We start from the raw sequence: 19,635 nt of genomic DNA, 5'->3' as shown, positions 1-19,635 counted from the left end.
TTAAACTTGGTAAGTTTATATAGCTATTTTTAAATGTCTAGCAAATATTGCATCATCAGCAGATTGACTACTTCGGTCGCTAGAACCAGATAAGGAACAGTGTCAGCGTCGCATCTGTCCTATGCTGAAGATGGATAGTGTTGTGGGTGAGACTGTGTTTTTCAGCGTTGTGATACCGACTTATAATCGCCAACCGATTTTAGAAAAGTGCCTCCGCGCCTTGGAGGTGCAGGAGTTGAGTAAGCCAAGTGTAGTTTCTGATTACGAAATTGTCTTAGTGGATGATGGTTCTACTGATGGCACATTGGAGTGGTTAGCAGGACACAAAGAAGATTTTCCCCATGTGCGCTGGTTTCAGCAAGATCATGCAGGCCCAGCTGCGGCTCGGAATCTGGGGGTAGAACGGGCGCTGGGAGACACAATTATCTTTATTGATAGCGATTTAGTGGTGCTGGAGAATTTCTTGCAAGCTCACGCAGATGCGCTAGTGCAGGGACAGGAGAAATTGGGGAGCGATCGCTTTTTTACTTACGGTGCAGTTATTAATACTTGTAATTTCGACAATCCAACTGCTGAACCCTATAAAGTAACAGATTTTTCAGCAGCTTTTTTTGCTACCGGAAATGTAGCAATCGCTAAACATTGGCTAGAGAAAGCGGGACTTTTTGATACCAGCTTTCAACTCTATGGCTGGGAAGATTTAGAACTAGGTGTAAGGCTGAAAAAACTAGGTTTGACACTAATTAAATGTCCAGAAGCCGTAGGATATCATTGGCATCCAGCATTTAACTTAGAGCAAATTCCCCGATTGATTGACCAGGAAATTCAACGCGGACGTATGGGAGTTTTGTTTTATCAAAAGCATCCAACATGGGAGGTGCGAATGATGATTCAAATGACTTGGTTGCATCGCTTACTTTGGGGTATTTTGTCACTCAATGGCTCACTTAATGAACGGACAATGGCTCCATTGTTGCAATGGCTAATTAACTTAGGTAAACCTCAACTTGCTTTAGAAATTGCCCGAATTTTTCTCAACTGGTACAACGTGAAAGGTGTTTATGAAGCCTATGCCGAAATGCAGCAAGCATCGTGACTTTTGGCTTCATTTGGTCATCTGGATAATCGCTTTTCTACAATCTTCGGCATTTTTAATCATCTACATTTGCTGATACAGATTAAAAGCTTTTTCATAAGCAGAAATAGCATCTGAATAATGGTGTATAGACTCTAGAGCCAATCCTAAATTAAAGCAACCTTTAGCTTCAAATTCATGATCATGACTATGGTGAGCAGCTTCTATTCCGCGTTGAAGGTAAGGAATAGCTTGTTCATACTTTTCTAGCTGGCAGTATGTGTTGCCTATATTAATGACCCTGCTACTCCTTGAGGATAATGTTGAAGGAATTTTTCACACGCTACTGTCTGTGAATTTCAAGCGACCGCTGAAGTTTGACCGTAACGCTTTCCTCGCCACTTCTGGCAATGTACCTACGTTCACCAGTAGTTGGACTGTGCTTATCTTTTTCCCAACTTGGTTGCACCGATTGCAAATTGTATTCCTGCTCCAACTTGCGAATTACGCTTCACTTCTGCGATCGTCCCAACTATCAGAAACTGTAGTGCCATCTATATCTAGTAGCTGTTCATCATCAAGACAAGATAAATTAAGTCAAAATCGCCCCACCCATTAACCGTTCATACCGATACTTCAACTCTTCTTTCATCAAATACCAACGCTCTAAAGTTGCATCCATCTCTATTATTCTCTCTGCTGCTTGCCGCGCTAAAAGTAAAACTTCTTCATCTTCAACCAAGCTAGCCAATGTAAAATCTGGCACTCCAGATTGACGAGTTCCCAGTACTTGCCCAGGCCCACGAAAACGCATATCCATCTCTGAGATAAAAAAGCCATCCTGAGATTGTTCCAACACCTTCAGGCGTTGTTGAGCATCAGGACTCCTAGAACTGCTCATCAACAGACAGTAAGATTGAGCCGCGCCACGACCAACGCGCCCCCGCAGTTGGTGGAGTTGCGATAAGCCAAATCGCTCTGCATTTTCGATGAGCATTACTGTAGCATTAGGTACGTCTACACCAACCTCGACAACGGTAGTAGAAACCAAAATTTGCGTTTGGTTATCACGAAATTTAGTAATCGCTTCATCCTTCTCGGCTGAACTCATCCGACCGTGCAACAGCCCCACTTGAAAGTCGGGAAAAACGCTTTCTTGTAGCTTTTGATGCTCATCTACAGCCGATCGCAAATCTAATTTTTCTGATTCTTCTACCAAGGGTAAAACCACGTAAACTTGTCTACCTTGGGCAATTTCTCGCCGGATGAGGTCATAAGCATGGTTGCGTTGCTGACCTGATAATACTGTTGTCTGAATTTTTTGTCGTCCTGGTGGTAACTCATCAATCTGGCTCACATCCAAATCCCCGTGTATTGTCAGTGCTAAGGTTCTGGGAATCGGAGTAGCCGTCATAGTTAACACATGGGGTTGTTCGCCTTTTTGCTGCAAACGCGCCCGTTGTTCTACCCCAAATCGATGCTGTTCATCTATCACCACTAACCCTAATTGCTGGAAGTTTACGGGGTCTTGAATTAAGGCATGGGTTCCCACTAACAAAGGTAATTCACCAGTTCCTAACTGAGAATGGATTTGTCTTCGTTTAGCTGTTTTTGTGGAACCTGTCAGCAATTCCACTGGTAAATGCAAGAGATTAAACCAACTAACTAACTTGCGATAATGTTGTTCTGCCAAAACTTCTGTAGGAGCCATCAGTGCCGCTTGGTAGCCAGATTGAATTGCTGCAAGGATAGCCAGCACGGCGACAACTGTTTTACCAGAACCGACATCGCCTTGCACCAAACGATTCATTGGTACAGGTTTTTGTAAGTCGTTGAGGATATCGTTGAGGACTCGTTGCTGTGCTACTGTGAGTTGAAAAGGCAGTATTTCGTGGAATTTCTCTACAAGTTGACCTCGTGGAACGAGGATAGCGCTGGTTTGAATCGCCCTTGCTTGCTGCTGACGTTGCAATAACCCAAGTTGTAGGTAGAAAAATTCATCAAAAACTAGGCGACGACGGGCAACTTGTAGGACGGCGCTATCGCTGGGAAAATGGATGTTAGCGATCGCATCTTTCAATTCCATCAAACCATATTTCTGTCGCAAACCACTTGGCAAAGGGTCTTTCAGGTTAGCCGCAGCAGGCAAAGCAGTTATTACCGCTTGTCGCACTGTATTCGCCACCACGCCTTCAGTCAGTCCATAAATTGGCACCACCCGCCCAATATTCAACGACTCAATCGTATCTCCTGGATTTGCCAAAACCTCTAGTTCTGGATTATCCAGTGTCAAGCCGTATTTGCTTTCTTTTACCAACCCACACGCCGCTAAAATACTACCTACTGGATAACGACGTTTTAAACTTTCTTGCCAAGCGCGACTGCTAAAACGTGTACCTGCGTAAAAACGACCAATTTTGATTTGACCACTGTTATCTTTAACAACCAGTTCCAAAATTGATAATTTCTGATTTTTAGGGCTAGTAAAGCAGTTGCAACGCTTCACTGTAGCCACTATTGTCACCGTTTCACCCGCCTGTAGCTCGCGGATATTCACCTGACGCGCGTAATCAATGTGGTCACGAGGATAGTAAAAAAGCAAGTCGCGGACGGTGTGTAAACCAAGCCGTGCTAAATTATCAGCTTTTTTGAAGCCTATTTCTGGTAAATCGCTAAGTTTTTGGTCAATATTTGGTGCAAGCCTCCGACTCACCTCAGAAACGATTTTTGATTTTTGATTTTTGATTTTTGATTGATAAATTTTCCCCTGTTCTCCTGCTCCTCTGCTCCTCTGCTCCCCCTGCTCCCCCTGCTGTAATTGGGAGAGATACCTACGAGTCTCTGCTACTAAATGTTGTCTTTCTTCCAGTGCCAGATGTGGATAACTAGCAAATTGCACCGCTAGTCCTTGCCAACGGCGGCGTTCAGTTTGGGGTAAGCCTGTTGGGAATTTGCCCAAAGTTAGGCTCAGAAATTCACTGAAGCGGTATTGTCTGCCCACTAAGTCTGTAAAGCCTCGTTCGGCTTCTATTGCCAAGGCTTTGTGCAATCTTATCCAATCTGGTTCTTCATTAGTCATTGGTCAATAGACATAGGAGTGAGGAGTTAGGAATAAATAACTCATAACTCATAATTCATAACTCATAACTTTATTCAAACCAACTAGCACGCCATGCAGCTTCAGCTTCTGCGATCGCTTTTTCTCGATGTTTCTTTTGATACTCTCGTCCTAGCTTGTTTAGCTGAACTAAAATATTGCGAATCTGCCTGCGCTCAGAGGAGAGTGCCACATCAGCAAATTCAATTTCTCCTAGCCGCAGGTTAATAGCCATGATTTGCGTCAGCCCAGAATCTTCTGACTGCTGCTCATTTTCAATTTCAATTACTAAGTTTAATAAATTGGGTGGTCCTGGCATAGCCTCGGCAGATGCTTCTGATGCCGCAGCCGCCGCAGCCGCTAAAATCGGTTCTGGTAATTTTTTGGGTAATACCTCAGATTTTTGTAATAAAAGATTAGCATCATGCGAAAGTTTTTTCAGTATCTCTTGCGTGACCTCTTCTAAGTTCTGCTGCCATTTTGCCAGTTCTATAGGATTAGAGGCGGCGCTCAGAGGCTGAAAATTTGAAGTGTCGAGAAGTTCAGAAGATGTTACTTCCTTATTGGCCTCATCTTCGTCATCTTCGTCATCTCCCTTATCTACTTCAGCTTCCTGACTTTTAATACAAGCGAGCAATTGCTCCGCTGCCTCTTGACCCAACTTGCGGATAGCTTGTTGCAATTGTTGGCGCTGATTTAATGATAAATGCAGAAAGTTTTCGGGATATCCCTGTGTACAGAGATGATAACTTGCCAGAATCAACTGTTTTCGTACAGATGATCCTAAGGTGTTTAGATAACTAGCATAAGCCCTTTGTAGTTCTACTGCGATCGCCCGAATCGCTTCTTTTAGTGCTGCAATATCCCGTTCAATTCGCTCGATTGCTCTTGCCATATCTTTTCGTTCTTGTCCATATGAACTATTACATAGTACAAATGTACGAATTTATTTTATGATAACTTCCCAAAGGATTTTAGATTTTAAATTAAATGCGAAATCTCGCATCTCTACTAAAAAAAACACAGGTCAGGCTATTTGCTTGACCTGTCCTTTAACCAGTTAGGAGTTAAGAATTATGAGTGATGAATTATGAAGCTAACTCGCTATTAACTCCTAACTCCTAACTCCTAACTCCTAGTTGATATTACTTGCTGCCAATTTGTGCAGCGACTTCATCAGCGAAGCTAATCTCTTGTTTGTCAATGCCTTCGCCCAATATATAGCGGACAAAGCGAGTCACTTGAATCTCTGTGCCTAATTGCGTTTTTGCTTGCTTCAAGAGGTCTTCTACGGAAATACTCTGATCGCGAATGTAAGGTTGATCGATCAAAGTCAATTCTTTCAGGCGTTTTTCAATCCGTCCCTGAACAATCTTTTCTTTGATGTTATCTGGCTTGTTAGCCAAATCATCCTTGCCCATTTCAATGTCTTTTTCCTTTTGGGCAATTTCGGCGGGGATTTGGTCTACGCTCACATACTCAACATTTGGACAAGCCGCAACTTGCATTGCAGTGTTCCGTGCCAAGCTTTGAAACTCTGGATTAGCAGCTACTGATTCCGCTTGAGAACCCAGTTCTACTAATACACCAACTCGACCGCCAGTGTGAATGTAGCTGTCTACTACACCTGGCGTGCCTTCTGCTAGTGCAAAATTTATAAAGCGACGCACTTGGATATTTTCACCAAGCGTAGCAATAGTTTGCTTGATAAATTCTTCTACAGTGGCGCTTGGACTATCAACATACTGTTGAGCCAATAAAGACTCAACACTATCAGCAGTTGCTGCTTGTTTTGCCAGGTTCTTAACTAAAGCTTTAAAAGCTTCGTTACGAGCAACAAAGTCAGTTTGACAGTTGACTTCGATAAGTACACCTACTCGACCACCGGGTTGAATGTAAGTGTCTACTAGACCTTCTGCCGCAATGCGATCGCTTTTTGCCCCTGCCTTAGAGATGCCCTTTTTCCGTAGCCAGTCTGCGGCTTCTTCTACATTGCCTTCAGTTTCTATCAGCGCCTTTTTGCAGTCCATCATGCCTGCACCAGTTTTTTGGCGTAGCTCTTGGACGAGTTTTGCAGATATTTCCGCCATGTTGCCTCAATTCCTAACTTGACCTCGAGTTGTAATTGCTCACCTAATTTAGTGCTGAGTGCTGAGTTTTGAGTGTTCAGTTATCAATTTTATTCTTCATTGACAAATCACAACTTACAACTTCAAAAATCAAGACTCAGCACTATCCAATTTGCTGAGTCTTTCTATCTTACTAAGCACTCAGCACTGTTCACGGGCTAAACCTTAGCTTTCCGCTAACAGCACTATTCTTCTGTTTCCTCGTCGGGAATTACGGCATCAGTATATTCGGTTTCTTCGTAGTCATCGTCATACTCACTACCGTCGTAATCTTCATAATCGTCTTCAACATCTAGCTGACCGTGACGGCCTTCATAAATGGCATCCGCCAATTTTCCGACTATCAGCTTAATGGATCTGATAGCATCATCGTTTGCTGGGATGGGGATATCTACTACATCTGGGTCACAGTTTGTATCCAGCATGGACACAATGGGAATATTCAGCTTTTGGCATTCTTGAACTGCGTTATATTCCCGCCGTTGGTCTACGATTACCACGATATCGGGTACTTTCCGCATTGTTTTAATGCCGCCCAAGTATTTCTGAAGCTTCGTCATTTCCCGACGTAGCATTGATGCTTCTTTTTTGGGTAATAAATCTAGTGCGCCAGTTTCTTCACGGCGTTCTAAATCTTTCAAACGATCTACCCGTGTTTTGATGGTTGCCCAGTTGGTCAACATTCCGCCCAACCAGCGTTGGTTAATATAGTGGGAACCACAACGGCTGGCTTCTTGGGCGATAATTCCAGCTGCTTGGCGCTTAGTGCCAACAAAAAGAAACTTTTTCCCTTGTTCAGCGTGCGATCGCATATAGTTATAAGCATTATCCATCAACTGGGCAGTTTGCACCAAGTCGATAATATGCACACCATTGCGGGAAGTATAAATGTAAGGAGACATTTTTGGGTTCCAGCGCCGGGTCTGATGCCCAAAGTGAACCCCTGACTCCATCATTTGAGCCAATGAAACTACTGGCATATATTTTCTAACTCCTATTCGGGTTAAACCTCCATCCAAGTGCATTTCCCAATTGGGAAACACCCGAATTCTCAGATGTGCGAGATTAGTTAACCATACTAGGTTAGCACACGTTAACACCCTATGTTAACCCAGTAAAAGAGTTGTATATTATGGGTGAAAAATCCAGATATAGCAAATTTTCAAACCGTCTTGCAAAAGACTACACATATATCAGTTTCATGCATGGTCTAAAATACTACTCATTTCTTGCTGATACCGCTTGGGAGTTGTATGTAGCATTCGTTGAAAGACAGATGTCATGTGACTTTGGTTACCAAATCCGGCTTCTGCGGCTACCTGTGCAAGCGATCGCTTTTGGTTTTGTAAAAGTTTTTGGGCAAGTTCTAGCCGACACCGAAGGACATACTGATAAGGTGATAGTCCAGTTGTTACCTTAAATGCTCGTGCGAAATGGTAGGGACTAAATCCTACTGTGGCAGCAATCTGGTTTAGGTTAAGTTCTTGGGATAGATTTGCTCTAATGTATTCCAAGACAAGCTTTAATAAATTTGGGTCTAAAAACTCTGGTGAACGTTTAAGCCGTCCAGATAGATTTGAACGTCGGTAAATTATCTGTGCCAACACCGCCGTTGCAACTGATTCTAAGTAGAATGCACCACCAGTTTGTCCATTATAAAAAAACTCTTGCATAGCGATCGCAGCACTCAAGCCCCAATGAGTCTTGGGAATTTGCCCTGGCTGTAATTCAATTGTCTGTCCCTCTGCTTCCACTTTGACTATGCGTTCTAGAAAAGATTGGGAATATCCAAACACTACAAAACAAGAAGCATCTTCCACCGAACTATAAGTACTGCCTTGAGGCACAATATCAAAACCTCCTGGTAGCGCTTGGTAAGGTTGCAGCCGATCGGCATTGAAGGCAGCAATCCCACGAGTTTCCCCAAAACTTGTTACCACAAGGTTAAGTGGCGAACGAATATTTACTTCCAAATGTCCTGGCGGAATTATTGCTACCATCAACTCTGATGTTTCTAGCCAGTGTCCCCACTGGGGTAGAGCCTCTAGTGGGGGCTGATTAAGGGGAATTTTACGTTCTGGGGGATTAAACAAAAACTCTTTTAGCAGATTCATAGGCAAAGACAGCGAATAAGCAGGGGAGCAAGGGGAGAAACCACCCATACTCTCAACCCTCATGAGAAAAGGAGTAGGTGTGCTTTCGCCAACAAGAGGTGAGGGTTTGTATCTTTTTCCCTGTTCCCTATCATCTCAAAAAGCAGATTTCGATATTCCGCAAGAATTGAAAAGACAGGAACAATTGCAGGCAAGTATTTTCAAAGTTAAGATTTTGATTCGAGTGATTGTCAATGCCTGTTCTGATTCCCATTTCAACTTTCTTTATTGGCTGTCATGGGCTAATTGCTCTGGGTTTATCCTATCGAGTGGCAATGGAACGCACCCGTACTCGGATTTGGCATGGTGCGTCTACATCTGAGGTTGCCTCACAGCCCAATTATCTAGATCATCCGAATGCTTGGGCAGAGTTTGTGGAAAAAATGACACAACAATCTTCTGTCACGAAAAATATCGAAGACGGGGTGTTGCAGCGTACTATCCGAGCGCATGGCAACTTTACAGAATACGTACCCCTTAGCCTTATATTCCTAATTGCCCTGGAGTGTATGCAGGCTGGGAGGGGACTGTTGTGGATGCTGGGGACTCTTTTGACACTAGCTAGGATTGCCCATGCCTGGGGATTGATACAGACCTATGGCCCATCACCGGGCAGGGCGATCGGTTTTTTCGGAACTTGGTTAGTTTATATCGTCGGCAGTCTGGCTTGTCTTTACTACAGCGTGCAGCAATTTTTATAGTCTAGCGACGGTTCTAACTCAAAAATTATAATGCTTAAAGCAATTGATACCGACCTTTGGGTTGCTGAACAACCTCTAAAATATTTTGGCTTGGAAGTAGGGACGAGGATGACTGTGATTCGTCTGACCAGTGGTAAATTAATGGTGATCTCGCCTATTGAGATGGATGACGCAACTATCAATGAGCTAAATCAATTGGGAGAAGTGATTTATATTGTCGCCCCCAATTTGTACCATCATCTATTTGTTGCTGACTTCAAGCTGTGTTACCCCCATGCCAAACTATGGGCAGTATCTGGTCTGGAGTGTAAACGACCAGATTTGCAAATTGACTATATTATTAGCGATCGCAGCATTCACCAAATTAATGGAGTTGAGTATTTATTAGTACAAGGATTCAACACATTAGATTCTAGCGGATGTTCACCACTGAATGAATGCGTCTTCTTTCATATCAAAAGCCGAACTTTGATTGTCACCGATACAGTTTTTCATTTTGATGATCAATGTTCACCAAGCACAAAGTTAATAGCCAAACTTCTGGGTGGTTACAACCAACTTCGTCCATCAATATTGGAGAAATTTGCAACTCAGGATAAAGTCAAAGTCAAATGCTCAATTAAACAGCTTCTTGCTTGGGATTTTGAACGAGTAATTATGGCGCATGGCAGCATAATTGAACAAAATGGTAAATCTCAGTTTAAAGCAGGTTATGAGTGGTTTTTAGAAACCTCTTTGTAGCAATACTTAATCTATAAGTAAGTCGGCGCGATAAAATCCATGTCTAATTACACCCTGCGTGTTACTGAATAGTATCGGGGTCTACATTGAGCGATCGCAACCTTGCCTTTAACTGCTCTATCTGCAATTCTGCCTGTTCTGCTCGTTGGCGTTCCTGTTCTGCTCGTTGACGTTCTTGTTCTGCCCGTTGGCGTTCTTGTTCTGCTCGTTGGCGTTCTTGTTCTGCCAGTCCTTCTGCTTGCTGTCTTGCTAAAACTTCCTGCCGTAAAGCCTCTGCCAGTTCATTAGGAATCAGTAATTTTTCCCCCGTATTCTCTCGATAAAACCCAATTAGCCTTCCCTCAACCACCAAACGCAGTTGTAATGGTTCACTGCGTCCATCTTGTATAGGTTCGTAGATTTCTCCTCGCAGGCGATAGCCACGTAACTGTTGTTCCACCCACTCGCCTTTAGGGTCAAATAGCCAGTATTCCTTGACACCTAGCTGCTCATAAAGGGTCTTTTTGAAGATTTCGTCTTGTCCCTTAGTACCAAAGGATGTCATTTCAAAAATAACTATAGGTACTTGACCCTCTTCCCAAATTTTATAGTTGTCCCGACCACCAAGTGCAACATCAAAAATCACCATCACATCTGGAGCTACCCGTAACTTAGGAAAGCCTTGTGCATAATAAAGAAATTGATTTGCCAATACTGTTGCCTGACGATTTGCCAAATACTGTTTCAGGACTTCCAAAGTAGTTAACAAGGCATAAAGGTGGTCGTAGGTTTCTGCCACTGGTTGACCATCAGCACTAGGGTAGAAGATTTCTGATTCGACATTAACAGGTACAGTAGCCGTCATGGTTGTAAAATCAGTGCTACGAGATAACAGGTACAGTAGCCGTCATGGTTGTAAAATCAGTGCTACGAGATTATTGTAAAACAACTTTACTTCTCCCTAACTTGAGATGTGCAAGCTTTTCAAAATATAACTAGATAACTCACAAAATCCTTCGCCTTCGGCAGCGTTAGTAATAAAAGTAGGGTGATATTTCAACTGATTCAGATATTCCAGCACGTTTGCCACGCCTACAGAAATAGGAAAATAACGCCGATCAAATAAACTTTCATCATTGGGACTATCGCCCACAGTAACAATTTGTTCTGGTGAGTATTGGGGCAAATATTCGCGCAATACCTGCAACAATCCCACAGCTTTATCTTGCCCTTGGGGTTTAATGTGACACTGCACGTTGCTATAGGTAAATCCCCAACCCATTTGTTGACAAAGACTATCTAGGGTTTGTAATTCGTCTTGACGCAAAGCAGCTACATCAAAAGTCCAGTCGGTGATGCGAAAGCGATTATCAGCAGATTCTTGGATTTGGGGAAATTTAGTTTGCAAATTCTCAAAAGTCATAGCCAAGTGCTGGCGATGTTTAGCTAAATCGGGAATGGGTGTTAAAACAACTGGTTTCTGGTTTCCAGGTGGAAAATACAAACCGCCATTTTCTGCCATAGCACCTGCCACTGGCATAATCGCACTCAATCCACTCACCCACCCAGCAGAACGTCCTGTGACAATCATTACTTTAATGTCAGCTGCGGCTAAATCCTCTAAAGCTTGCAGCAGTGCAGGAGTAAATTTTCCTCGTATAGTCAGAGTGCCATCCATATCTGTGGCTATCAGACGAATATTGCTAAAGCTTGTAGATGAAACCTCAGACAGGGCAAGGATACTCTGGTGTCTGGACATACGTGGTTTTAAAAGGATGTAAAAAATATTAATGATACAGCAAGATGGCATTGAAGATTTGGGCATCCTAAACATCAGGAGTCAAGTTTTTCAGTTTTCCAACCATGCCCACTTCGATGTTTCTTGCCCAATCCCCTGGGCCAAAGCCTAAAAAAGCATCCCAGGAAGTGCCAGCAAGTAATCCTCAACTACCACCATTATTGGTGATAACCTCTGGAGGACTGGCTTTAATAGTGATTGCTTTAATTGTGTATAGTAAACTCCAGATGAATAAGCTGGAGAAAAAACTTAAGTTTGAACAATTCCGTGCGCGAGAATTAGAAAAAAAGTTTAAGCTGGCGCTGGAAACAATTCGCAAAATGGAAACTAATCCCGATTTAGTCAACTCACGGGACTTTAATTTAGATTATCTGCGAATGCGGATGTCAGAGGAGGTGTTTCATTTTGCAATCCTCAATCAAGTGAAGATTCAAATCAAAGAGAAAGTTTCTCAAGCTCTGCGGCCAAATCAAGCTCAACAAGGAACAGTCGGAATTGCTAATAGTGCTGGACGGCAAGTAGATGAAATTTTTGATGTAGAGTATGAAACTGGTAATCCAGGTAACTCTGCCAAACGAGTGCTGTTTCGTATTCAAATCCGGTTAATGAAGTTACCGACGCAAGCAACTTCTGCGACTATTAGTCAAATTATTGACTGTATAGAAACTTATCTAAGCCCTATAGAAGACGAAGATAGTTGGCAACCAACAATTCAAGGTCGGATTGCTACTATGCATTGGGATCAAAAGGCTAAACCTACGCCTCTACTGGTGCTGGAGCAATCGAATGAAGGCGTAAATGTAACTTTTCGCACTAGTCGCCAACCAAATGCTCCAACGCCACCTGGAATGAAGAAATCAGGCTCGGCGAGACAATAAATTATGGCTGTCATTAGTCATTAGTCATTTGTCTTTTGTAGATACAAATGACCAATGACAAAGAATGACTTTTACGAGTAAATAGGCTATGTTTATTTGCGTTACAGCTTAGTTATCAGTTGTGATTTCTCACTTCGGAATCATGACTGAATAGTTGTATTGGGGGAATTACGAGTTAAAAGACCATCTTCCATTTCTACGATGCGATCGGCTATGTCTAAAATGCGGTTATCGTGTGTCACTAATAAGATAGTAGTTCCCTGATTTTTAGCCAGACTCTGCATTATTTCTACAACATCGCGTCCTGATTGTTTGTCTAATGCAGCTGTTGGTTCGTCTGCTAGTACCAGGGGGGGGCGATTCACCAATGCGCGAGCGATCGCAATTCTTTGTTTTTGTCCACCAGAAAGATTGTCTGGGTAGTAATCAACTCGTTCTTCTAGCCCAACAGAACCAAGCATGGCTTTTGATTTAGCCACTGCTTCTGTTTGAGAAATATTATCATTCAATTCTACCGCCATTTGTACATTTTGCTTCGCTGTCAAGAACCCTAGCAAATTGTGAGCTTGGAAAATATAACCAATGTTGCGTCGCATCTGCACCAATTTGTTCTGATTAACCCCAAAGAGTTCTTCACCTAAAAATTTTAAACTTCCTTCTTGTACTGAGCGCAAGCCACCAATTAAGCTCAGTAATGTTGTTTTACCTGAACCTGATGGCCCAGTCATAATTACAATTTCACCTGGATAAATTTCTAGGTTTATGTCAAACAATATCTGTTTTTTCAGTGCCCCTTTGCCATAGTAGTGATTGAGATTTTTAATGGCAATTACAGGTTCTTTTCCCATCATATTTTGGTTAGTTATAAGTTAGCAATTCTAAGACTTGTAGTGCTTGTTAGAAATTAATTTTTCTTAAACATTGATTATAGGATATAACTATCAATAATATCTTTTAATTAATTTTGAATTAGCTAAAAGATATCTGCTGGATCGGCAGAACGTAATTTTCTGACTGCGATCGCACCGGAGATAATACACATTAGTATAGTTAAAATCAACACCATTACGGCGCGATCAAAACTCATAAAAACTGGTAACAGGGTTGCTTCTCTGGCGCTTTTATACATAAATAAAGCAAAAACTATTCCAGGCAAATATCCTAACACTGCTAACAGCAAAGCTTCTTGAAGAATGACGGTTAATAAATAATTTTGTGTATAACCTATTGCCTTAAGAGTAGCGTATTCAGATAAATGATCTGCAACTTCCGTATAAAGAATTTGATAAACAATCACAGTCCCCACAATGAAACCCATGACAGTCCCTAATGTGAAAATAAATCCGATAGCTGTACTATTTGCCCAATAATTTCGCTCAAAATCAATAAATTCTTGCTTGGTTAAAACATTGACCTCGCTAGGTAAATATTTTCGTAATTCTTGTGCTACAACTGTAGAATTTGCTCCTGGCTTTAATCTAATCAAACCAATATCAATTAATCCTCGTTGACGATTGTTGAATATTCGCAAAAAGTTAATATCACTTGTAATTAAATTACCATCTGCACCAAATGATGCACCTAATGTAAATAGACCTTCTACTTTAATTCGCCGTCTTCGCACTTCTGCGGTTACAGTCTTTCCTTGGTCATAACTAGCAGCAATTGGGCCATATTCTACCCTAGAAGAACGGTCATATAAAACTACATCAGGCAGTTTAAGTTTATCTAAATTTTCCTGAACTCCAGGTAAGTTAACTATGTTAGTTTCTGGGTTCATTCCAAATATCAGGATACTACGAGGGCGGCCTGTTTCAGGGTTTTTCCAGGTTGTAAAGTCTAAATATATCGGATGTACTGATTGGACTGCGGGTAACTCTAAAGCTTTATATAACCGTCTTTGAGAAAAACTCCTCATAGCCAGAACAGCGCTGGATTGACTATTGATTAAAACAATATCGCCCTGCAAGCTGTTATGAAATCTAACGTTACTATAATATAAGGCATCTCGGAAACCGAGTTGCATAAACATTAAAATATCAGCAAAGGAAATTCCTGCTAAAGCCACAGCTAGGCGAGTTTTTTCTCTGGTCAGTTGTAGCCACGACAGAGGTATTTTTTGACTCATTTTATAGGCATCCAAGCACAGTTAAGATAATTCGTAATGGGCTACGCCCCGCTACGCTAACGTAATTCGTAATTACGCTCAGATCGAATTTATAAAATGCTTAAAATTGATTAGGCAGTTTAATTAAGAGCATTTGTAATCCAAGATATCAAATAATAAATTGGTATTACTGCTCGCCAATAACTTGATTAGTTATTAATATCGACAACAACTTTGGCGTAAGTTAAACCAGAAACTTTCTGGCTATCTTCTGGAGACAGAGCAATTTTCACTTCTACGACTCTGGCATCCACATCTGCTGCTGGATCTGTATTCAGCACATCTTTTTTACCAATTTTTCTGCCAATTTCAGTGACAGTTCCTTTTAATTCGCCGCTAAATGCTCCATTATCGCTGCTGATAGTGGCGTTTTGACCAATACGCACTTTACCAATACTGTCTTCGGCGACTTCAGCAATCACAAACATTTGGCTGGTTTGTCCAATTTCAGCAATGCCATTTGCACCGATCGCTTCGCCTGATTTGGTGTAAACTTTTAAAATCTCTCCAGCGATTGGTGCTTGAACGTAGCTTAACTTTAGTTCTGCTTCGGCTCTTCTGATATTTGCGATAGCATTACTAACTTGAGCTTGCGCTATTTGCACATCAGTAGGGCTAACGTCCACAATTCTGCTTAGTTTGGCCTTTTCTTCATCGATTTGTCTTTGCAAAGTTGCTATGGTTTTGTCACGGTTAACTTTGGCCTCGATTAGCTGCTGTTGCAAAATTGCTAAATTTTGTACTTGATTAGCTCTGGCTTCGGCAAGCTGCTGTCGTAGAGTTGCCAATGTTTGCTTTAGCGTAGCTTGGCTTTCAATAACCTGCTGATTAGAAGTTACTGCACTCAAACGTCTTCTGTCCCGCTCTTGCTGAGAAATAGCACCTTCTCTGTATAAATAATCATAGCGTCCGGCATCGACTTGAGCATTGCGCTGTTCGGCTCGAATACGTGCAACTGTTGCTCTTAGGGCATCTCTTTGCCCGCTGAGTTCAGCTTCTAGGCGATTCACGGTTGCTTGTTGGACAAGTTTATCCCCACTTAACTGGGCTGCAATCCGCGCGATCGTTGCTTGTCCTGCATTCCTTTCCCCAATTAACTGCGCTTGTAGGCGAGCAATAACTGCTCTTTGGGCTTGAATATCTCTTGGAGATCCGGCTCTGACTTGTGCTAAATTCGCACGAGCTTCTTGCACTTTGGCTTTTGCCTCTTCTAGTCCCGCTATTTGGGTATCGCGGTTGTCCAAAATTGCGATAATTTGGCCTTGTTTTACCTGCTCACCTTCTCTCACCAAAAGTTGCTGAATTCGTGACGATGGTGCTAATCCTGATGATGGGGCAGACAATTTAACAACTTCGCCTCGTGGTTCCAAACGCCCTACAGCACTAACGCTATTGGTAGATGGCATTACGGGGGCAGATGTAGTTAGTTTTCTCAGTTGCTCGATTTTTGCTGTACCTAGTATCCCAGCAGCGATTACTATTGGCACAGCTACAGCGATACCCCACCAAATCTTAGGTTGTTCTTGATTAAATGCCTGCTCACTTGGCTTTGGCTTTTCAGTCACCCTTGACATAGTATGTTGCCCATTTACCTGAATTGTGCTGATGGAAGTAAAAATAAAAGGGTTTTTAATCAACAGCCAGCCGCTTAGGACAAACAACAATGGTTTAAAGCTGGATAGGGCTTAAAATCCATTGCATGATCAACGCTTAACACTATGGCTTTACAAAATGGTGTTTTCTATAGTGCTTCTCGTTTGTATGCAATACACTGACCTCACTTCCATTCCTCTCTCCTTTTAGGAGAGAAGCTTTGAATATTACTCCCCAACGCTAGTTCATAAGGGGCTGGGGGTTAGGTCTGTATTGAAACCTAGAAACGCTATAGTAGCTGGCTATTCAATAACTCTGAGTATTATTGAGACATGAGTGCAATGAACGTTAGCAAAATTCACAAGCAGTATGAATCTAGATGTATAGACGCAATGTATTGTGTCTATACACAAAATCCTAAATTGGTATGATGCGGTACTTTACTGCTACATTCACTAGGGCTATAGTTAGCCACAAAATTGAAAAGAAACATCAAAAATAGATTGTTGCCTTTGCTGGATACAATCTTGGTACAAAAGTTAGTCTTCCTTAAGTGAATCAAGGATTAATTAACTAAAAAATATCTGTCAACTTGAGCATTTCTAACATTAGAGTTTCCTTAACTTTCTGGTCAATGACTTAGCACGGCTAGTTGCTTGCACCTACCAAGACAACAAACCATTTTGTGATATTGGCTTCAAAGACCTTACTATTCTTCCTGTTGCTGTTTTAGGACTCCATTAAACTCTCGTTGAATGAATTCTACATTTATCCGTTACGCGAAAACGTAACAGAGCCTACAGATGAGGGGGATAAGAGAGATGATTAAGTAGGGAGGTCGAATAGAACTGTGGTCATGTAATTTTCTGCCCAAGCTGGGCCAAAAGCTTTTTCTAGTACGCGGCGGGTTTTATCGTTTTGCTGCTGTTTGGTGCAGTAATTATGTTGTCCAGCGAGATTTTGTGTGACTTGTTCAGGTGAAACAGGATGTGAGGCGATCGCTTGGGTGCAATGAATGTCTAAAAATTCTCGCACACGCGAGAGAAACATTGTTTCTTCTTCAGGGGAACCAGGGCGCACAAAGAGACAAAAATCTGAAAAAATATCTCCCCATTCAGGTAATTCACGGGGTTGGGAAAAGTTAAGCACTGTTAGTTGTGTCAGTGCAGAAGTATAAGATTCTGGTAAGGTACGGTCTAATTGAATAGGAGAAAGGTCTGCGATCGCTGCACTAATTTGCCCTCTACCCCCAACTAAATCGCAACCAAACATTGGCAGGTTGTATTCTGGACGGGGAAACATGACGCAGTGCAAAATATCCAGCATATTTCCGATTTTCGCCAGTTCTAAGTGCATTTTCCGAAACTGGGGCGTTTGATAGCAACGATTTTCAATTGTCAGTTTTTCGCCTTCTAGTCTACCTTCCACATACCCCAACTCATCAGGCAAATGGTAGGGCGATAGATCCAGGTGCTGATGCCAAGCTGCTTCAATACAATCAGCTAGCTGACGAATTAGGGGATGTTGTTGCTCACGCAGCGAGGGTATAGAAGTAAATGACATATTCTAGTTGGGAATGCGATCTAGTGGCCAGTCTACAACCTGTTGTGCCATAGCTGTTGTGGTCTGCAATATAAGCAAACACTTGCACTTAGCCAACGTAAATTTATAAGACAGATGCTTTTCAGAAGGATTATTTATTTTGTAGTCTAGGTTACAGAATTAATTTTAGATTAGCCCATTAGTAAAGGCTAATAGAAAGCCATGAAACTAGATTCTCGTAGACCAGATTTTGCTGTACAACCAAGAAGACAGAATCTGGAAGGTTTGCAGCGCTTAAGAGCTTCTACTTGGGTGAAGCTTTTGCAACTTCCCAACCCCTTTAGTTTTGACGAAGCACTTTTATTGTGTCCAGTTTCAGAGGATGAATGGCTAACCTGGATTCCAGATCATGGAGAGGCAATACTTAATATCAGGCAATTTAGTTATTAGTCATTGGTCATTGGTCAATTACTTTGGTTGAAAGACTATTGCCAGAAATCTGTGGCATCGTATCCCAGTTCTGCGAGCATATGCCGTAATAGGGGTAAACTGAGTCCTATTACATTGGTATGACAGCCTTCGATTTTTTCTACGAAGAAACTACCAAAACCTTCAATTGCAAAGGCTCCAGCACATTTGAGGGGTTCACCTGTGGCAACATAAGCTTTAATGGCGTGATCGCTCATTTGAGTAAAGTAAACTCTTGTAACTTGAGACTTGACTATAGTGCGATTTTGCTCAAGATCAATTAAGACATGGCCTGTGTACAAGTCGCCAAAGTTACCTTGCATTATCTGCCAACGTGCGATCGCTTCAGAGAAGTCTGCTGGTTTGCCGTAAATTTCATCATTCATGGACAAAACCGAATCACAACCCATAATCAAAGCCGATTCAAACTGTGGGGCTACAGTTTCCGCCTTGTACTGGGCAAGAGTTTTAACCAATTCTGCTGGTTCACTTAATTCAATTTGCGACTCATCAAAATCACTTGCTCGAACTATCGGTTCAATACCAACAGTTTGTAGCAAGCGGCGTCGGGCTGGGGAAGCTGAAGCAAGTACAAAAGGTGGAATTTTCATGAGATTTCAGAAAAACTTCGTAATTGGGTATTGGGTATTAATCAATAATTAATAGTTCTTCTTCCCCTGCCTCCCCTGCCTCCTCTAATCGCTACTTCTCAATTAATAAACAGAAAAAGAATTTACAACCTCATCAATCATTCGTTTAACTTTCTGCCAGCGTTTTTCAGGAATTGAGGCGTTGAGGGTAAACAGTTTACCACGGCTAACAGCGACGCTGGCAATGTTATGTCGTTGCTGTTGATTAGGGAGTTTAACCTCATACTCTAAAAGGTAGTATGTTTTTCCGTCCACTTCTCGCTGTGCAGCATTGACTAATTCAGCCGAACGACCAGAGTCAGGAGGCGCAAGAGCAGCTTTTCCCAATTTATATCCTACTTCTGTTGGCGTTCCTAATTCTGACAAAGTTTTGCCTTCTGGAACTGGGCTAATCACAACAGAAACATTTTCAGACACCTCAATTAAATCGTGGAAAACCACATCTGGCCCATTGGCAACTTTAACTTGCAGCCAGCCGTTAGGATATAAAAACTGATAGCCATCATTAGAGTCTACAAAGCTTTTGAGTCCAGCCGCAGCCGCTACAGCAGAATTACTCAGGCTGAAACTCAACACCAGTAGCAAAATTAATACAATTCGTTTCCACATTTCTAAAGATTCCTTTGGGCTGGAGACAACACCAGGCTTGCATCATTTCTCGTTA

Annotated in this window: 18 protein-coding genes; 5 read left to right on the top strand and 13 right to left on the bottom strand. The window is 42.1% G+C overall.

Annotated features, from left to right (window positions below; all coding sequences use genetic code 11):
- Window positions 1-130: 130 nt before the first annotated feature.
- Window positions 131-1,096 carry a glycosyltransferase gene (locus H6G96_RS21275; RefSeq protein WP_190913309.1) on the top strand — a complete coding sequence of 322 codons (966 nt, stop codon included), beginning with the start codon at window positions 131-133 and terminating at the stop codon, window positions 1,094-1,096.
- Between the two features lie 571 nt (window positions 1,097-1,667).
- On the opposite strand, the gene recG is transcribed toward H6G96_RS21275, so the two are convergent.
- From recG to H6G96_RS21245, 5 genes are all read right to left on the bottom strand, one after another.
- A complete protein-coding gene (gene recG, locus H6G96_RS21265; protein ID WP_190913291.1) occupies window positions 1,668-4,154 on the bottom strand; it encodes an ATP-dependent DNA helicase RecG in 2,487 nt (828 codons plus the stop codon).
- A 70-nt stretch (window positions 4,155-4,224) separates the two neighbouring features.
- Complete coding sequence (locus H6G96_RS21260; protein ID WP_190913290.1) at window positions 4,225-5,067, bottom strand: hypothetical protein; 843 nt, start codon at window positions 5,065-5,067, stop codon at window positions 4,225-4,227.
- Between the two features lie 250 nt (window positions 5,068-5,317).
- On the bottom strand, window positions 5,318-6,262 hold the full coding sequence (gene tsf / locus H6G96_RS21255) for a translation elongation factor Ts (protein WP_190913289.1): 945 nt from the start codon (window positions 6,260-6,262) through the stop codon (window positions 5,318-5,320).
- A gap of 224 nt (window positions 6,263-6,486) precedes the next feature.
- Window positions 6,487-7,281: a 30S ribosomal protein S2 gene (rpsB, locus tag H6G96_RS21250; protein WP_190913288.1), complete on the bottom strand. Its 795-nt coding sequence runs from the start codon at window positions 7,279-7,281 to the stop codon at window positions 6,487-6,489.
- 219 nt (window positions 7,282-7,500) lie between these two features.
- On the bottom strand, window positions 7,501-8,415 hold the full coding sequence (locus tag H6G96_RS21245) for an AraC family transcriptional regulator (RefSeq protein ID WP_190913287.1): 915 nt from the start codon (window positions 8,413-8,415) through the stop codon (window positions 7,501-7,503).
- Window positions 8,416-8,648: 233 nt separating this feature from the next.
- On the opposite strand from H6G96_RS21245, the gene H6G96_RS21240 reads away from it, so the two are divergent.
- Both H6G96_RS21240 and H6G96_RS21235 read left to right on the top strand, forming a co-directional pair.
- Window positions 8,649-9,155 (top strand): MAPEG family protein, encoded by a 507-nt coding sequence (locus tag H6G96_RS21240; RefSeq protein WP_190913286.1) that lies wholly within the window; start codon window positions 8,649-8,651, stop codon window positions 9,153-9,155.
- A 30-nt stretch (window positions 9,156-9,185) separates the two neighbouring features.
- Window positions 9,186-9,896 (top strand): DUF4336 domain-containing protein, encoded by a 711-nt coding sequence (locus H6G96_RS21235; RefSeq protein WP_190913285.1) that lies wholly within the window; start codon window positions 9,186-9,188, stop codon window positions 9,894-9,896.
- A gap of 61 nt (window positions 9,897-9,957) precedes the next feature.
- Here H6G96_RS21235 and H6G96_RS21230 read toward each other — a convergent pair whose 3' ends face one another.
- Together H6G96_RS21230 and H6G96_RS21225 are read right to left on the bottom strand one after the other, a co-directional pair.
- Window positions 9,958-10,740, bottom strand: coding sequence for a Uma2 family endonuclease (locus H6G96_RS21230; protein ID WP_190913284.1), 783 nt, complete (start codon window positions 10,738-10,740; stop codon window positions 9,958-9,960).
- Between the two features lie 96 nt (window positions 10,741-10,836).
- A complete protein-coding gene (locus H6G96_RS21225) occupies window positions 10,837-11,634 on the bottom strand; it encodes an HAD family hydrolase (protein WP_190913283.1) in 798 nt (265 codons plus the stop codon).
- A gap of 104 nt (window positions 11,635-11,738) precedes the next feature.
- Here H6G96_RS21225 and H6G96_RS21220 point away from each other — a divergent pair, with 104 nt between their 5' ends.
- Entirely contained in the window at window positions 11,739-12,551 is an 813-nt protein-coding gene (locus H6G96_RS21220; RefSeq protein WP_190913282.1) for a hypothetical protein, read from the top strand.
- 140 nt (window positions 12,552-12,691) lie between these two features.
- Here H6G96_RS21220 and H6G96_RS21215 read toward each other — a convergent pair whose 3' ends face one another.
- The 4 genes from H6G96_RS21215 to H6G96_RS21200 form a co-directional block, all read right to left on the bottom strand.
- Complete coding sequence (locus H6G96_RS21215; protein WP_190913281.1) at window positions 12,692-13,402, bottom strand: DevA family ABC transporter ATP-binding protein; 711 nt, start codon at window positions 13,400-13,402, stop codon at window positions 12,692-12,694.
- A 122-nt stretch (window positions 13,403-13,524) separates the two neighbouring features.
- Window positions 13,525-14,679 (bottom strand): ABC transporter permease DevC, encoded by a 1,155-nt coding sequence (gene devC / locus H6G96_RS21210; protein WP_190913280.1) that lies wholly within the window; start codon window positions 14,677-14,679, stop codon window positions 13,525-13,527.
- Window positions 14,680-14,867: 188 nt separating this feature from the next.
- On the bottom strand, window positions 14,868-16,292 hold the full coding sequence (locus H6G96_RS21205) for an HlyD family efflux transporter periplasmic adaptor subunit (protein WP_190913279.1): 1,425 nt from the start codon (window positions 16,290-16,292) through the stop codon (window positions 14,868-14,870).
- Window positions 16,293-17,136: 844 nt separating this feature from the next.
- The gene (locus H6G96_RS21200; RefSeq protein WP_190913278.1) at window positions 17,137-17,874 is read right to left on the bottom strand and encodes a phycocyanobilin:ferredoxin oxidoreductase; all 738 of its coding nucleotides are present in this window, start codon (window positions 17,872-17,874) and stop codon (window positions 17,137-17,139) included.
- A 201-nt stretch (window positions 17,875-18,075) separates the two neighbouring features.
- Here H6G96_RS21200 and H6G96_RS21195 point away from each other — a divergent pair, with 201 nt between their 5' ends.
- Window positions 18,076-18,303 carry a hypothetical protein gene (locus H6G96_RS21195; RefSeq protein ID WP_190913277.1) on the top strand — a complete coding sequence of 76 codons (228 nt, stop codon included), beginning with the start codon at window positions 18,076-18,078 and terminating at the stop codon, window positions 18,301-18,303.
- Window positions 18,304-18,338: 35 nt separating this feature from the next.
- Here H6G96_RS21195 and H6G96_RS21190 read toward each other — a convergent pair whose 3' ends face one another.
- A complete protein-coding gene (locus H6G96_RS21190) occupies window positions 18,339-18,932 on the bottom strand; it encodes a nucleoside triphosphate pyrophosphatase (RefSeq protein WP_190913276.1) in 594 nt (197 codons plus the stop codon).
- Window positions 18,933-19,034: 102 nt separating this feature from the next.
- On the bottom strand, window positions 19,035-19,580 hold the full coding sequence (psbP, locus tag H6G96_RS21185) for a photosystem II reaction center PsbP (RefSeq protein ID WP_190913275.1): 546 nt from the start codon (window positions 19,578-19,580) through the stop codon (window positions 19,035-19,037).
- Between the last annotated feature and the right edge of the window lie 55 nt (window positions 19,581-19,635).

Source organism: Nostoc sp. FACHB-892, from assembly GCF_014698795.1.
In the GTDB taxonomy this organism is placed as follows: Bacteria; Cyanobacteriota; Cyanobacteriia; order Cyanobacteriales; family Nostocaceae; genus Nostoc.
This window is presented reverse-complemented; position numbering and strand designations above follow the sequence as displayed.

Bases quoted from the DNA above. Each gene is read 5' to 3' on its own strand.
- H6G96_RS21275 (WP_190913309.1), top strand. From the start codon at position 131: ATGGATAGTGTTGTGGGTGAGACTGTGTTTTTCAGCGTTGTGATACCG.
- recG (WP_190913291.1), bottom strand. From the start codon at position 4,154: ATGACTAATGAAGAACCAGATTGGATAAGATTGCACAAAGCCTTGGCA.
- H6G96_RS21260 (WP_190913290.1), bottom strand. From the start codon at position 5,067: ATGGCAAGAGCAATCGAGCGAATTGAACGGGATATTGCAGCACTAAAA.
- tsf (WP_190913289.1), bottom strand. From the start codon at position 6,262: ATGGCGGAAATATCTGCAAAACTCGTCCAAGAGCTACGCCAAAAAACT.
- rpsB (WP_190913288.1), bottom strand. From the start codon at position 7,281: ATGCCAGTAGTTTCATTGGCTCAAATGATGGAGTCAGGGGTTCACTTT.
- H6G96_RS21245 (WP_190913287.1), bottom strand. From the start codon at position 8,415: ATGAATCTGCTAAAAGAGTTTTTGTTTAATCCCCCAGAACGTAAAATT.
- H6G96_RS21240 (WP_190913286.1), top strand. From the start codon at position 8,649: ATGCCTGTTCTGATTCCCATTTCAACTTTCTTTATTGGCTGTCATGGG.
- H6G96_RS21235 (WP_190913285.1), top strand. From the start codon at position 9,186: ATGCTTAAAGCAATTGATACCGACCTTTGGGTTGCTGAACAACCTCTA.
- H6G96_RS21230 (WP_190913284.1), bottom strand. From the start codon at position 10,740: ATGACGGCTACTGTACCTGTTAATGTCGAATCAGAAATCTTCTACCCT.
- H6G96_RS21225 (WP_190913283.1), bottom strand. From the start codon at position 11,634: ATGTCCAGACACCAGAGTATCCTTGCCCTGTCTGAGGTTTCATCTACA.
- H6G96_RS21220 (WP_190913282.1), top strand. From the start codon at position 11,739: ATGCCCACTTCGATGTTTCTTGCCCAATCCCCTGGGCCAAAGCCTAAA.
- H6G96_RS21215 (WP_190913281.1), bottom strand. From the start codon at position 13,402: ATGATGGGAAAAGAACCTGTAATTGCCATTAAAAATCTCAATCACTAC.
- devC (WP_190913280.1), bottom strand. From the start codon at position 14,679: ATGAGTCAAAAAATACCTCTGTCGTGGCTACAACTGACCAGAGAAAAA.
- H6G96_RS21205 (WP_190913279.1), bottom strand. From the start codon at position 16,292: ATGTCAAGGGTGACTGAAAAGCCAAAGCCAAGTGAGCAGGCATTTAAT.
- H6G96_RS21200 (WP_190913278.1), bottom strand. From the start codon at position 17,874: ATGTCATTTACTTCTATACCCTCGCTGCGTGAGCAACAACATCCCCTA.
- H6G96_RS21195 (WP_190913277.1), top strand. From the start codon at position 18,076: ATGAAACTAGATTCTCGTAGACCAGATTTTGCTGTACAACCAAGAAGA.
- H6G96_RS21190 (WP_190913276.1), bottom strand. From the start codon at position 18,932: ATGAAAATTCCACCTTTTGTACTTGCTTCAGCTTCCCCAGCCCGACGC.
- psbP (WP_190913275.1), bottom strand. From the start codon at position 19,580: ATGTGGAAACGAATTGTATTAATTTTGCTACTGGTGTTGAGTTTCAGC.